General features: G+C 50.5%; 11 protein-coding genes. All 11 read left to right on the forward strand.

Annotation, left to right across the window (positions count from 1 at the left end; all coding sequences use genetic code 11):
* The first annotated feature begins 2 nt into the window (after window positions 1-2).
* The 11 genes from aroA to kdsB all read left to right on the forward strand — a co-directional run bounded on the left by aroA (window position 3) and on the right by kdsB (window position 12,788).
* Window positions 3-1,286, forward strand: a complete 1,284-nt coding sequence (gene aroA / locus FQZ95_RS24910; RefSeq protein WP_105287859.1) for a 3-phosphoshikimate 1-carboxyvinyltransferase — start codon at window positions 3-5, stop codon at window positions 1,284-1,286.
* A 168-nt stretch (window positions 1,287-1,454) separates the two neighbouring features.
* Window positions 1,455-2,219: a metallopeptidase YcaL gene (gene ycaL / locus FQZ95_RS24915; RefSeq protein ID WP_001353317.1), complete on the forward strand. Its 765-nt coding sequence runs from the start codon at window positions 1,455-1,457 to the stop codon at window positions 2,217-2,219.
* Window positions 2,220-2,391: 172 nt separating this feature from the next.
* Window positions 2,392-3,075, forward strand: coding sequence for a (d)CMP kinase (cmk, locus tag FQZ95_RS24920; RefSeq protein WP_000125016.1), 684 nt, complete (start codon window positions 2,392-2,394; stop codon window positions 3,073-3,075).
* Window positions 3,076-3,185: 110 nt separating this feature from the next.
* Window positions 3,186-4,859: a 30S ribosomal protein S1 gene (gene rpsA / locus FQZ95_RS24925; RefSeq protein ID WP_000140327.1), complete on the forward strand. Its 1,674-nt coding sequence runs from the start codon at window positions 3,186-3,188 to the stop codon at window positions 4,857-4,859.
* Between the two features lie 159 nt (window positions 4,860-5,018).
* Window positions 5,019-5,303 carry an integration host factor subunit beta gene (gene ihfB / locus FQZ95_RS24930; RefSeq protein WP_000167336.1) on the forward strand — a complete coding sequence of 95 codons (285 nt, stop codon included), beginning with the start codon at window positions 5,019-5,021 and terminating at the stop codon, window positions 5,301-5,303.
* Window positions 5,304-5,509: 206 nt separating this feature from the next.
* Window positions 5,510-7,774 carry a ComEC family protein gene (locus FQZ95_RS24935; RefSeq protein WP_160530904.1) on the forward strand — a complete coding sequence of 755 codons (2,265 nt, stop codon included), beginning with the start codon at window positions 5,510-5,512 and terminating at the stop codon, window positions 7,772-7,774.
* Window positions 7,775-7,810: 36 nt separating this feature from the next.
* The gene (gene msbA, locus FQZ95_RS24940) at window positions 7,811-9,559 is read left to right on the forward strand and encodes a lipid A ABC transporter ATP-binding protein/permease MsbA (RefSeq protein ID WP_000551266.1); all 1,749 of its coding nucleotides are present in this window, start codon (window positions 7,811-7,813) and stop codon (window positions 9,557-9,559) included.
* The gene (lpxK, locus tag FQZ95_RS24945; RefSeq protein ID WP_160530906.1) at window positions 9,556-10,542 is read left to right on the forward strand and encodes a tetraacyldisaccharide 4'-kinase; all 987 of its coding nucleotides are present in this window, start codon (window positions 9,556-9,558) and stop codon (window positions 10,540-10,542) included. Before msbA ends, lpxK begins: the two co-directional genes overlap by 4 nt.
* Window positions 10,543-10,578: 36 nt before the next feature.
* Window positions 10,579-11,811 carry a crosslink repair DNA glycosylase YcaQ gene (gene ycaQ / locus FQZ95_RS24950; protein WP_160530908.1) on the forward strand — a complete coding sequence of 411 codons (1,233 nt, stop codon included), beginning with the start codon at window positions 10,579-10,581 and terminating at the stop codon, window positions 11,809-11,811.
* Between the two features lie 51 nt (window positions 11,812-11,862).
* Window positions 11,863-12,045, forward strand: coding sequence for a protein YcaR (gene ycaR / locus FQZ95_RS24955; RefSeq protein ID WP_000350058.1), 183 nt, complete (start codon window positions 11,863-11,865; stop codon window positions 12,043-12,045).
* Window positions 12,042-12,788, forward strand: coding sequence for a 3-deoxy-manno-octulosonate cytidylyltransferase (gene kdsB, locus FQZ95_RS24960; RefSeq protein WP_000011610.1), 747 nt, complete (start codon window positions 12,042-12,044; stop codon window positions 12,786-12,788). The genes ycaR and kdsB overlap by 4 nt, the downstream gene beginning before the upstream one ends.
* The last annotated feature ends 133 nt before the right edge of the window (window positions 12,789-12,921 follow it).

Below are 12,921 nucleotides of genomic sequence, written 5' to 3' on the forward strand. Positions count from 1 at the left end.
TCATGGAATCCCTGACGTTACAACCCATCGCTCGTGTCGATGGCACCATTAATCTGCCCGGTTCCAAGAGCGTTTCTAACCGCGCTTTATTGCTGGCGGCATTAGCACACGGCAAAACAGTATTAACCAATCTGCTGGATAGCGATGACGTGCGCCATATGCTGAAAGCATTAACAGCGTTAGGGGTAAGCTATACGCTTTCAGCCGATCGTACGCGTTGCGAAATCATCGGTAACGGCGGTCCATTACACGCAAAAAGTGCCCTGGAGTTGTTCCTCGGTAACGCCGGAACGGCAATGCGTCCGCTGGCGGCAGCTCTTTGTCTGGGTAGCAATGATATTGTGCTGACCGGTGAACCGCGTATGAAAGAACGCCCCATTGGTCATCTGGTGGATGCGCTGCGCCTGGGCGGGGCGAAGATCACTTACCTGGAACAAGAAAATTATCCACCATTGCGTTTACAGGGCGGCTTTACTGGCGGCAACGTTGACGTTGATGGCTCCGTTTCCAGTCAGTTTCTCACCGCACTGTTAATGACTGCGCCTCTTGCGCCGGAAGATACGGTGATTCGTATTAAAGGTGATCTGGTTTCTAAACCTTACATTGACATCACACTCAATCTGATGAAGACGTTTGGTGTTGAAATTGAAAATCAGCACTATCAACAATTTGTCGTAAAAGGCGGGCAGTCTTATCAGTCTCCGGGTACTTATTTGGTCGAAGGCGATGCATCTTCGGCTTCTTACTTCCTGGCAGCAGCAGCAATCAAAGGCGGCACTGTAAAAGTGACCGGCATTGGACGCAACAGTATGCAGGGTGATATTCGCTTTGCTGATGTGCTGGAAAAAATGGGCGCGACCATTTGCTGGGGCGATGATTATATTTCCTGCACGCGGGGTGAACTGAACGCTATTGATATGGATATGAACCATATTCCTGATGCGGCGATGACCATTGCCACGTCGGCGTTATTTGCAAAAGGCACCACCACGCTGCGCAATATCTATAACTGGCGTGTTAAAGAGACCGATCGCCTGTTTGCGATGGCAACAGAACTGCGTAAAGTTGGTGCGGAAGTAGAAGAGGGGCACGATTACATTCGTATCACTCCACCGGAAAAACTGAACTTTGCCGAGATCGCAACATACAATGATCACCGGATGGCGATGTGTTTCTCGCTGGTGGCGTTGTCAGATACACCAGTGACGATTCTTGATCCCAAATGCACGGCCAAAACATTTCCGGATTATTTCGAGCAGCTGGCGCGGATTAGCCAGGCAGCCTGAATGAACAACGTGCAATAAATAGCCAAATCTTTCTTTATCAAAACGTCGGCACATTGCCGGCGTTTTTTTTCGGACCTTGTGAGTCATTTTGATTAATGGTAGCGTCGTTTGTCGATGTAAGTTATTGATACATAATATTTATATATGATTAATCAACGGATGATTCACATGAAGAATACTAAATTACTGCTGGCGATTGCGGCCTCTGCAGCTTTACTGACAGGGTGTCAGAATACCCACGGTATTGATACCAATATGGCTATCAGCTCAGGTTTAAATGCCTATAAAGCAGCAACGTTAAGCGATGCTGATGCAAAAGCGATTGCCAATCAGGGCTGTGCCGAAATGGACAGCGGCAATCAAGTCGCAAGTAAATCCAGCAAGTACGGTAAACGTCTGGCAAAAATCGCCAAAGCATTGGGTAACAATATTAATGGCACGCCGGTCAACTATAAGGTTTATATGACCAGCGACGTCAACGCATGGGCGATGGCGAACGGCTGTGTTCGTGTCTACAGTGGCCTGATGGACATGATGAACGACAACGAAATTGAAGGCGTTCTGGGTCATGAACTGGGCCACGTCGCGTTGGGTCACTCGCTGGCTGAAATGAAAGCTTCTTATGCGATCGTTGCCGCACGTGATGCGATTTCCGCTACCAGCGGTGTGGCTTCCCAGCTTTCTCGCTCACAATTAGGTGATATCGCAGAAGGCGCGATCAATGCTAAATACTCCCGCGATAAAGAGTCCGAAGCAGATGATTTCTCCTTTGATCTGTTGAAGAAACGTGGCATCAGCACCCAGGGGCTGGTTGGCAGCTTTGAAAAATTGGCCAGCCTGGATGGCGGCCGGACCCAGTCCATGTTTGACTCTCACCCACCATCAACAGAGCGTGCGCAACACATCCGTGATCGTATCGCCTCTGGTAAGTAAATCATTGTCATCTTTCGGGCTGGTCTTCTGCCAGCCCGCTATAATTGCGCAATAAATCCCCATCTGAATACAGACAAAACTGGTTTTTGCACACAACGTTAACGATTTGTGGCGTCGGCGCGTATAATGCGCGCGGTTATGTTAACGGTACGCCTGTTTTAAGGAGATAAAGATGACGGCAATTGCCCCGGTTATTACCATTGATGGCCCAAGCGGTGCAGGGAAAGGCACCTTGTGTAAGGCTATGGCGGAAGCGTTGCAATGGCATCTGCTGGACTCGGGTGCAATTTATCGCGTACTGGCACTGGCGGCATTACATCACCATGTTGATGTTGCATCGGAAGATGCGCTCGTGCCGCTGGCATCCCATCTGGATGTACGTTTTGTGTCGACCAATGGCAATCTGGAAGTGATCCTCGAAGGGGAAGATGTCAGCGGCGAAATTCGTACTCAGGAAGTGGCGAATGCTGCTTCACAAGTCGCGGCATTCCCACGCGTTCGTGAAGCATTATTGCGTCGCCAACGCGCGTTTCGCGAATTACCAGGCTTGATTGCCGATGGCCGCGATATGGGAACGGTGGTATTCCCTGATGCGCCAGTGAAAATTTTCCTTGACGCCTCCTCGGAAGAACGTGCGCATCGCCGCATGCTACAGTTGCAGGAGAAGGGCTTTAGTGTTAACTTTGAGCGCCTTTTGGCCGAGATCAAAGAACGCGACGACCGCGATCGTAACCGAGCGGTAGCGCCACTGGTTCCGGCAGCCGATGCTTTAGTGTTGGATTCCACCACCTTAAGCATTGAGCAAGTGATTGAAAAAGCGCTACAATACGCGCGCCAGAAATTGGCTCTCGCATAAGCGACCGAATTTGCAGTACCCCCGTTGCAATGGAATGACAGCGGGTATGTTAAACAACCCCATCCGGCATGGAGCCAGGTGGACGTTAAATATAAACCTGAAGATTAAACATGACTGAATCTTTTGCTCAACTCTTTGAAGAGTCCTTAAAAGAAATCGAAACCCGCCCGGGTTCTATCGTTCGTGGCGTTGTTGTTGCTATCGACAAAGACGTAGTACTGGTTGACGCTGGTCTGAAATCTGAGTCCGCCATCCCGGCTGAGCAGTTCAAAAACGCCCAGGGCGAGCTGGAAATCCAGGTAGGTGACGAAGTTGACGTTGCTCTGGACGCAGTAGAAGACGGCTTCGGTGAAACTCTGCTGTCCCGTGAGAAAGCTAAACGTCACGAAGCCTGGATCACGCTGGAAAAAGCTTACGAAGATGCTGAAACTGTTACCGGTGTTATCAACGGCAAAGTTAAGGGCGGCTTCACTGTTGAGCTGAACGGTATTCGTGCGTTCCTGCCAGGTTCTCTGGTAGACGTTCGTCCGGTGCGTGACACTCTGCACCTGGAAGGCAAAGAGCTTGAATTCAAAGTAATCAAGCTGGATCAGAAGCGCAACAACGTTGTTGTTTCTCGTCGTGCCGTTATCGAATCCGAAAACAGCGCAGAGCGCGATCAGCTGCTGGAAAACCTGCAGGAAGGCATGGAAGTTAAAGGTATCGTTAAGAACCTCACTGACTACGGTGCATTCGTTGATCTGGGCGGCGTTGACGGCCTGCTGCACATCACTGATATGGCCTGGAAACGCGTTAAGCATCCGAGCGAAATCGTCAACGTGGGCGACGAAATCACTGTTAAAGTGCTGAAGTTCGACCGCGAACGTACCCGTGTATCCCTGGGCCTGAAACAGTTGGGCGAAGATCCGTGGGTAGCTATCGCTAAACGTTATCCGGAAGGTACCAAACTGACTGGTCGCGTGACCAACCTGACCGACTACGGCTGCTTCGTTGAAATCGAAGAAGGCGTTGAAGGCCTGGTACACGTTTCCGAAATGGATTGGACCAACAAAAACATCCACCCGTCCAAAGTTGTTAACGTTGGCGATGTAGTGGAAGTTATGGTTCTGGATATCGACGAAGAACGTCGTCGTATCTCCCTGGGTCTGAAACAGTGCAAAGCTAATCCGTGGCAGCAGTTCGCGGAAACCCACAACAAGGGCGACCGTGTTGAAGGTAAAATCAAGTCTATCACTGACTTCGGTATCTTCATCGGCCTGGACGGCGGCATCGACGGCCTGGTTCACCTGTCTGACATCTCCTGGAACGTTGCAGGCGAAGAAGCAGTTCGTGAATACAAAAAAGGCGACGAAATCGCTGCAGTTGTTCTGCAGGTTGACGCAGAACGTGAACGTATCTCCCTGGGCGTTAAACAGCTCGCAGAAGATCCGTTCAACAACTGGGTTGCTCTGAACAAGAAAGGCGCTATCGTAACCGGTAAAGTAACTGCAGTTGACGCTAAAGGCGCAACCGTAGAACTGGCTGACGGCGTAGAAGGTTACCTGCGTGCTTCTGAAGCATCCCGTGACCGCGTTGAAGACGCTACCCTGGTTCTGAGCGTTGGCGACGAAGTTGAAGCTAAATTCACCGGCGTTGATCGTAAGAACCGCGCAATCAGCCTGTCTGTTCGTGCGAAAGACGAAGCTGATGAGAAAGATGCAATCGCAACTGTTAACAAACAGGAAGATGCAAACTTCTCCAACAACGCAATGGCTGAAGCTTTCAAAGCAGCTAAAGGCGAGTAATTCTCTGACTCTTCGGGATTTTTATTCCGAAGTTTGTTGAGTTTACTTGACAGATTGCAGGTTTCGTCCTGTAATCAAGCACTAAGGGCGGCTACGGCCGCCCTTAATCAATGCAGCAACAGCAGCCGCTTAATTTGCCTTTAAGGAACCGGAGGAATCATGACCAAGTCAGAATTGATAGAAAGACTTGCCACCCAGCAATCGCACATTCCCGCCAAGACGGTTGAAGATGCAGTAAAAGAGATGCTGGAGCATATGGCCTCGACTCTTGCGCAGGGCGAGCGTATTGAAATCCGCGGTTTCGGCAGTTTCTCTTTGCACTACCGCGCACCACGTACCGGACGTAATCCGAAGACTGGCGATAAAGTAGAACTGGAAGGAAAATACGTTCCTCACTTTAAACCAGGTAAAGAACTGCGCGATCGCGCCAATATTTACGGTTAAGTTTTTACCCAAACTTGAACGCGAGAAAAGCACCTGTCGGGTGCTTTTTTCATTTCTCTAATCTGAAACTGGAAGCTGCCTCGCAGAGTTTTGAGCAGTTTTCACTTTCTCGTTAAATTCTTCTGAACGCACCTCGGGGAACATAAAACTACCACCAGACAGCCGTTCAAATAAGTTGCACACTTTCCATAAACAGGGAGAGGTGCATGAAAATAACGACAGTCGGCGTAAGCATAATTTGCGGAATTTTTCCGTTGTTGATTTTGCCCCAATTGCCTGGGACATTAACCCTTGCGTTTCTGACAGTCTTCGCCTGCGTACTGGCATTTATTCCTGTTAAAGCCGTCCGTTATATCGCGCTGACGCTGCTGTTTTTTCTTTGGGGCATATTAGCGGCAAAGCAAATTTTGTGGGCAGGAGAAACCTTAACTGGCGCGACGCAGGATGCAATAGTTGAGATCACTGCTACTGACGGCATGACCACTCATTACGGTCAAATTACTCATCTACAAGGTCGACGTATATTCCCTGCGCCAGGCCTCGTACTGTATGGCGAATATCTTCCGCAAGCGGTTTGTGCCGGACAAGTATGGTCAATGAAACTCAAAGTTCGTGCAGTTCATGGCCAACTTAATGATGGCGGCTTTGATAGCCAGCGTTATGCCATTGCCCAGCATCAACCGCTCACCGGCCGTTTTCTGCAGGCAAGTGTCATTGAACCGAATTGTAGCCTGCGTGCACAGTATCTGGCGTCACTACAAACAACGCTGCAACCCTATATGTGGAACGCGGTTATTCTTGGATTAGGTATGGGGGAACGGTTATCCGTCCCCAAAGAAATCAAAAATATCATGCGTGATACTGGAACGGCGCATTTAATGGCGATATCAGGATTGCACATCGCTTTTGCGGCGTTGCTGGCTGCAGGACTCATTCGCGGTGGGCAAGTTTTTCTGCCTGGGTGCTGGATCCACTGGCAAATGCCATTAATTGGTGGAATCTGCTGTGCTGCTTTTTACGCCTGGCTAACGGGAATGCAGCCTCCTGCATTGCGTACCGTGGTGGCGCTTGCCATTTGGGGAATGCTTAAGTTAAGTGGACGACAATGGAGTGGCTGGGATGTATGGATATGTTGTCTGGCGGCAATTTTGCTGATGGATCCTGTTGCCATTCTCTCGCAAAGTTTATGGCTCTCTGCCGCTGCGGTCGCGGCACTGATTTTTTGGTATCAGTGGTTTCCCTGTCCGGAGTGGCAGCTGCCGCCGGTATTGCGCGCGGTTGTTTCCCTCATCCATCTGCAACTGGGAATCACCCTCCTGCTTATGCCCGTGCAAATTGTCATATTTCATGGCATTAGTCTAACCTCGTTTATTGCAAATCTTTTTGCAATTCCCCTGGTGACATTTATCACGGTTCCGTTGATTCTCGCCGCGATGGTTGTGCATTTAAGCGGGCCGTTTATTCTGGAACAAGGGTTATGGTTTCTTGCCGACCGGTCTTTGGCTTTACTTTTCTGGGGGTTAAAGAGTTTGCCGGAAGGGTGGATCAACATTGCTGAACGTTGGCAATGGCTATCATTTTCCCCATGGTTCTTACTGGTGGTATGGCGATTAAACGCTTGGCGAGCGTTGCCGGCAATGTGTGTGGCTGGAGGCTTGTTGATGTGCTGGCCGCTGTGGCAAAAAACTCGACCTGACGCGTGGCAGGTGTACATGCTTGATGTCGGGCAAGGGCTGGCAATGGTGATAGCCAGAAACGGTAAAGCGATTCTCTATGACACCGGACGGGCCTGGCCGGAGGGGGATAGTGGGCAACAACTGATTATCCCCTGGCTACGCTGGCATAATCTTGAACCAGAAGGCGTCATTTTGAGTCATGAACATCTGGATCATCGGGGAGGGCTGGACTCGATATTACGAGCCTGGCCGACGTTATGGGTCAGAAGCCCTTTAAGCTGGGAACATCATCAGCCCTGTGTGCGTGGCGAAGCGTGGCAATGGCAAGGATTGCGTTTCAGCGTGCACTGGCCTTTACAAGGTAGCAACGATAAAGGAAATAACCATTCCTGTGTGGTTAAGGTTGATGACGGGACGAATAGCATTCTCCTAACCGGTGATATTGAAGCCCCCGCTGAACAAAAGATGCTAAGCCGTTACTGGCAGCAAGTACAAGCAACATTACTTCAGGTACCTCACCATGGCAGTAATACCTCATCATCGTTGCCATTAATTCAGCGAGTGAATGGAAAAGTGGCACTCGCATCGGCATCGCGCTATAACGCATGGCGACTGCCCTCAAGCAAAGTTAAACATCGCTATCAACAACAGGGTTATAAGTGGCTTGATACTCCACATCTGGGTCAAATAACGGTCAATTTTTCAGCGCAAGGCTGGCGGATTAGCAGCCTCAGAGAGCAAATTTTACCTCGTTGGTATCATCAGTGGTTTGGCGTGCCAGTGGATAACGGGTAGAATATGCGGCTATTTCAACAAATGCTGGTTTTTTGAATGCATAACGACAAAGATCTCTCTACGTGGCAGACGTTCCGCCGACTGTGGCCAACCATTGCGCCTTTTAAAGCGGGTCTGATCGTGGCGGGCGTAGCGTTAATCCTCAACGCAGCCAGCGATACCTTCATGTTATCGCTCCTTAAGCCACTTCTTGATGATGGCTTTGGTAAAACAGATCGCTCCGTGCTGGTGTGGATGCCGCTGGTGGTGATCGGGCTAATGATTTTACGTGGTATCACCAGCTATGTCTCCAGCTACTGTATCTCCTGGGTATCAGGAAAGGTGGTAATGACCATGCGTCGCCGCCTGTTTGGTCACATGATGGGAATGCCAGTTTCATTCTTTGACAAACAGTCAACGGGTACGCTGTTGTCACGTATCACCTACGATTCCGAACAGGTTGCTTCTTCTTCTTCCGGCGCACTGATTACTGTTGTGCGTGAAGGTGCGTCGATCATCGGCCTGTTCATCATGATGTTCTATTACAGTTGGCAACTGTCGATCATTTTGATTGTGCTGGCACCGATTGTTTCGATTGCGATTCGCGTTGTATCGAAGCGTTTTCGCAACATCAGTAAAAACATGCAGAACACCATGGGGCAGGTGACCACCAGCGCAGAACAAATGCTGAAGGGCCACAAAGAAGTATTGATTTTCGGTGGTCAGGAAGTGGAAACGAAACGCTTCGATAAAGTCAGTAACCGAATGCGTCTTCAGGGGATGAAAATGGTTTCAGCCTCTTCCATCTCTGATCCGATCATTCAGCTGATCGCCTCTTTGGCGCTGGCGTTTGTTCTGTATGCGGCGAGCTTCCCAAGTGTTATGGATAACCTGACTGCCGGTACGATTACCGTTGTTTTCTCTTCAATGATTGCACTGATGCGTCCGCTGAAATCGCTGACCAACGTTAACGCCCAGTTCCAGCGCGGTATGGCGGCTTGTCAGACGCTGTTTACCATTCTGGACAGTGAGCAGGAGAAAGACGAAGGTAAGCGCGTGATCGAGCGTGCGACTGGCGACGTGGAATTCCGCAATGTCACCTTTACTTATCCAGGACGTGACGTGCCCGCATTGCGTAACATCAACCTGAAAATTCCGGCAGGGAAGACGGTTGCTCTGGTTGGACGCTCTGGTTCAGGTAAATCAACCATCGCCAGCCTAATCACACGTTTTTACGATATTGATGAAGGCGAAATCCTGATGGATGGTCACGATCTGCGCGAGTATACCCTGGCGTCTTTACGTAACCAGGTTGCTCTGGTGTCGCAGAATGTCCATCTGTTTAACGATACGGTTGCCAACAACATTGCTTACGCACGGACAGAACAGTACAGCCGTGAGCAAATTGAAGAAGCGGCGCGTATGGCCTACGCCATGGACTTCATCAATAAGATGGATAACGGTCTCGATACAGTGATTGGTGAAAACGGCGTGCTGCTCTCTGGCGGTCAGCGTCAGCGTATTGCCATCGCTCGAGCCTTGTTGCGTGATAGCCCGATTCTGATTCTGGACGAAGCTACCTCGGCGCTGGATACCGAATCTGAACGTGCGATTCAGGCGGCACTGGATGAGTTGCAGAAAAACCGTACCTCTCTGGTGATTGCCCACCGTTTGTCTACTATTGAAAAAGCAGACGAAATCGTGGTCGTCGAGGATGGTGTCATTGTGGAACGCGGTACGCATAACGATTTGCTTGAGCACCGTGGCGTTTACGCGCAACTTCACAAAATGCAGTTTGGCCAATGATCGAAAAAATCTGGTCTGGTGAATCCCCTTTGTGGCGGCTATTGCTGCCACTCTCCTGGTTGTATGGTCTGGTGAGTGGCGCGATCCGTCTTTGCTATAAACTAAAACTGAAGCGCACCTGGCGTGCCCCCGTACCGGTTGTCGTGGTTGGTAATCTCACCGCAGGCGGCAACGGAAAAACCCCGGTCGTTGTCTGGCTGGTGGAACAGCTGCAACAGCGCGGTATTCACGTGGGGGTCGTATCGCGGGGATATGGTGGTAAGGCTGAATCTTATCCGCTGTTATTGTCGGCAGATACCACCACAGCACAGGCGGGTGATGAACCTGTGTTGATTTATCAACGCACTGGCGCGCCTGTTGCGGTTTCTCCCGTGCGTTCTGATGCGGTAAAAGCCATTCTGGCGCAACACCCTGATGTGCAGATCATCGTAACCGACGACGGTTTACAGCATTATCGTCTGGCGCGTGATGTGGAAATCGTCGTTATTGATGGCGTGCGTCGCTTTGGCAATGGCTGGTGGTTGCCGGCGGGGCCAATGCGTGAGCGAGCGGGGCGCTTAAAGTCGGTTGATGCGGTAATCGTCAACGGCGGTGTCCCCCGCAGCGGTGAAATCCCCATGCATCTGCTGCCGGGGCAGGCGGTGAATTTACGTACCGGTACGCGTTGTGACGTTGCTCAACTTGAACATGTGGTGGCGATGGCGGGGATTGGGCATCCGCCGCGCTTTTTTGCCACGCTGAAGATGTGCGGCGTACAACCGGAAAAATGTGTACCACTGGCCGATCATCAGTCTTTGAATTATACGGATGTCAGCGCGTTGGTAAGCGACGGGCAAACGCTAGTAATGACTGAAAAAGATGCGGTGAAATGCCGGGCCTTTGCAGATGAAAATTGGTGGTATTTGCCTGTTGACGCACAGCTTTCAGGCGATGAACCAGCGAAACTGCTTGCGCAACTAACCTCGCTGGCTTCTGGCAACTAGTTACGCCGCGGCAGCGTTCGATTGATGGAGTCATGAATGTCGCTGCCGCACCTCTCCCTTGCTGATGCGCGTAATCTTCACCTTGCTGCGCAAGGCCTGTTAAACAAACCCCGCCGTCGAGCGTCGTTGGAAGATATTCTGGCAACGATTTCCCGCATGTCCTTGCTGCAAATTGATACCATCAATATTGTTGCCCGTAGCCCATATCTAGTGCTTTTCAGTCGTCTGGGAAATTATCCTGCGCAGTGGTTGGATGAGTCTCTGGCGCGTGGCGAATTAATGGAATACTGGGCGCATGAAGCCTGCTTTATGCCACGTAGCGATTTTCGTCTTATTCGCCACCGCATGCTGGCACCTGAAAAAATGGGCTGGAAATACAAAGACGCCTGGATGCAGGAACATGCGGCAGAAATTGCACAGTTAATTCAACATATTCATGATAAGGGGCCGGTACGTTCAGCCGATTTCGAGCATTCTCGTAAAGGTGCAAGCGGCTGGTGGGAATGGAAGCCGCATAAACGGCATCTGGAAGGTTTATTTACTGCCGGAAAGGTGATGGTGATTGAACGGCGCAACTTCCAGCGCGTTTATGATTTAACCCACCGTGTCATGCCTGACTGGGATGATGAGCGCGATCTCGTTTCGCAAACAGAAGCAGAAATCATCATGCTGGATAACAGTGCGCGTAGCCTGGGCATATTCCGCGAACAGTGGCTGGCAGATTACTATCGGCTGAAACGTCCGGCACTGGCGGCTTGGCGCGAAGCGAGGGCTGAACAGCAGCAAATCATTGCTGTGCATGTTGAAAAATTGGGCAATCTTTGGCTGCATGCTGATTTGCTGCCGCTACTCGAACGCGCGCTCGCCGGAAAGCTCACTGCAACGCACAGCGCGGTACTTTCGCCTTTTGATCCTGTTGTCTGGGATCGCAAACGCGCGGAGCAGCTTTTTGATTTTAGCTACCGGCTGGAGTGCTATACCCCAGCGCCGAAACGCCAGTATGGCTATTTTGTTCTGCCATTATTACATCGTGGGCAATTAGTTGGGCGAATGGATGCCAAAATGCATCGCCAGACAGGCATCCTTGAAGTTATCTCTCTGTGGTTACAGGAAGGCATTAAACCAACGACAACGCTGCAAAAAGGGTTACGTCAGGCGATTACTGATTTCGCTAACTGGCAGCAGGCAACGCAGGTGACATTAGGACGCTGCCCGCAAGGCCTCTTTACTGATTGCCGCGCCGGCTGGGAAATAGACCCCGTCGCATAAATGATTATGATAAGATTTATGCATTCATAACCCGATCCATCTGGAGGAACTATGGATCATCGTCTGCTTGAAATCATTGCCTGCCCGGTTTGCAACGGAAAACTTTGGTATAACCAGGAAAAACAAGAGCTTATTTGCAAACTGGATAACCTGGCTTTCCCGCTGCGCGATGGCATTCCAGTGTTGCTGGAAACGGAAGCCCGCGTGCTGACTGCTGATGAGAGTAAATCATGAGTTTTGTGGTCATTATTCCCGCGCGCTACGCGTCCACGCGTCTGCCCGGTAAACCATTGGTTGATATTAACGGCAAACCCATGATTGTTCATGTTCTTGAACGCGCGCGCGAATCAGGTGCCGAGCGCATCATCGTGGCAACCGATCATGAGGATGTTGCCCGCGCTGTTGAAGCCGCTGGCGGCGAAGTATGTATGACGCGCGCCGATCATCAGTCAGGTACAGAACGTTTGGCGGAAGTTGTCGAAAAATGCGCATTCAGCGACGACACGGTGATCGTTAATGTGCAGGGTGATGAACCGATGATCCCTGCGACAATCATTCGTCAGGTTGCTGATAACCTCGCTCAGCGTCAGGTGGGTATGGCGACTCTGGCGGTGCCAATCCACAATGCGGAAGAAGCGTTTAACCCGAATGCGGTGAAAGTGGTTCTCGACGCCGAAGGGTACGCACTGTACTTCTCTCGCGCCACCATTCCGTGGGATCGTGATCGTTTTGCAAAAGACCTTGAAACCGTAGGCGATAACTTCCTGCGTCATCTTGGTATTTATGGCTACCGAGCAGGCTTTATCCGTCGTTATGTTACCTGGCAGCCAAGTCCGTTAGAACATATCGAAATGTTAGAGCAGCTTCGTGTTCTGTGGTACGGCGAAAAAATCCACGTTGCTGTTGCTCAGGAAGTTCCTGGTACAGGAGTGGATACCCCTGAAGATCTCGAGCGCGTTCGCGCTGAAATGCGCTAATTTCACTTCACGACACTCCAGCCAATTTTGGGAGGAGTGTCGTACCGTTACGATTTTCCTCAATTTTTCTTTTCAACAATTGATCTCATTCAGGTGACATCTTTTATATTGGCGCTCATTATGAAAGCAGTAG

The organism is Escherichia sp. HH41S (assembly GCF_009820115.1).
Taxonomy (GTDB): Bacteria; Pseudomonadota; Gammaproteobacteria; order Enterobacterales; family Enterobacteriaceae; genus Escherichia; species Escherichia coli_F.

Bases quoted from the DNA above. Each gene is read 5' to 3' on its own strand.
- aroA (WP_105287859.1), top strand. From the start codon at position 3: ATGGAATCCCTGACGTTACAACCCATCGCTCGTGTCGATGGCACCATT.
- ycaL (WP_001353317.1), top strand. From the start codon at position 1,455: ATGAAGAATACTAAATTACTGCTGGCGATTGCGGCCTCTGCAGCTTTA.
- cmk (WP_000125016.1), top strand. From the start codon at position 2,392: ATGACGGCAATTGCCCCGGTTATTACCATTGATGGCCCAAGCGGTGCA.
- rpsA (WP_000140327.1), top strand. From the start codon at position 3,186: ATGACTGAATCTTTTGCTCAACTCTTTGAAGAGTCCTTAAAAGAAATC.
- ihfB (WP_000167336.1), top strand. From the start codon at position 5,019: ATGACCAAGTCAGAATTGATAGAAAGACTTGCCACCCAGCAATCGCAC.
- FQZ95_RS24935 (WP_160530904.1), top strand. From the start codon at position 5,510: ATGAAAATAACGACAGTCGGCGTAAGCATAATTTGCGGAATTTTTCCG.
- msbA (WP_000551266.1), top strand. From the start codon at position 7,811: ATGCATAACGACAAAGATCTCTCTACGTGGCAGACGTTCCGCCGACTG.
- lpxK (WP_160530906.1), top strand. From the start codon at position 9,556: ATGATCGAAAAAATCTGGTCTGGTGAATCCCCTTTGTGGCGGCTATTG.
- ycaQ (WP_160530908.1), top strand. From the start codon at position 10,579: ATGTCGCTGCCGCACCTCTCCCTTGCTGATGCGCGTAATCTTCACCTT.
- ycaR (WP_000350058.1), top strand. From the start codon at position 11,863: ATGGATCATCGTCTGCTTGAAATCATTGCCTGCCCGGTTTGCAACGGA.
- kdsB (WP_000011610.1), top strand. From the start codon at position 12,042: ATGAGTTTTGTGGTCATTATTCCCGCGCGCTACGCGTCCACGCGTCTG.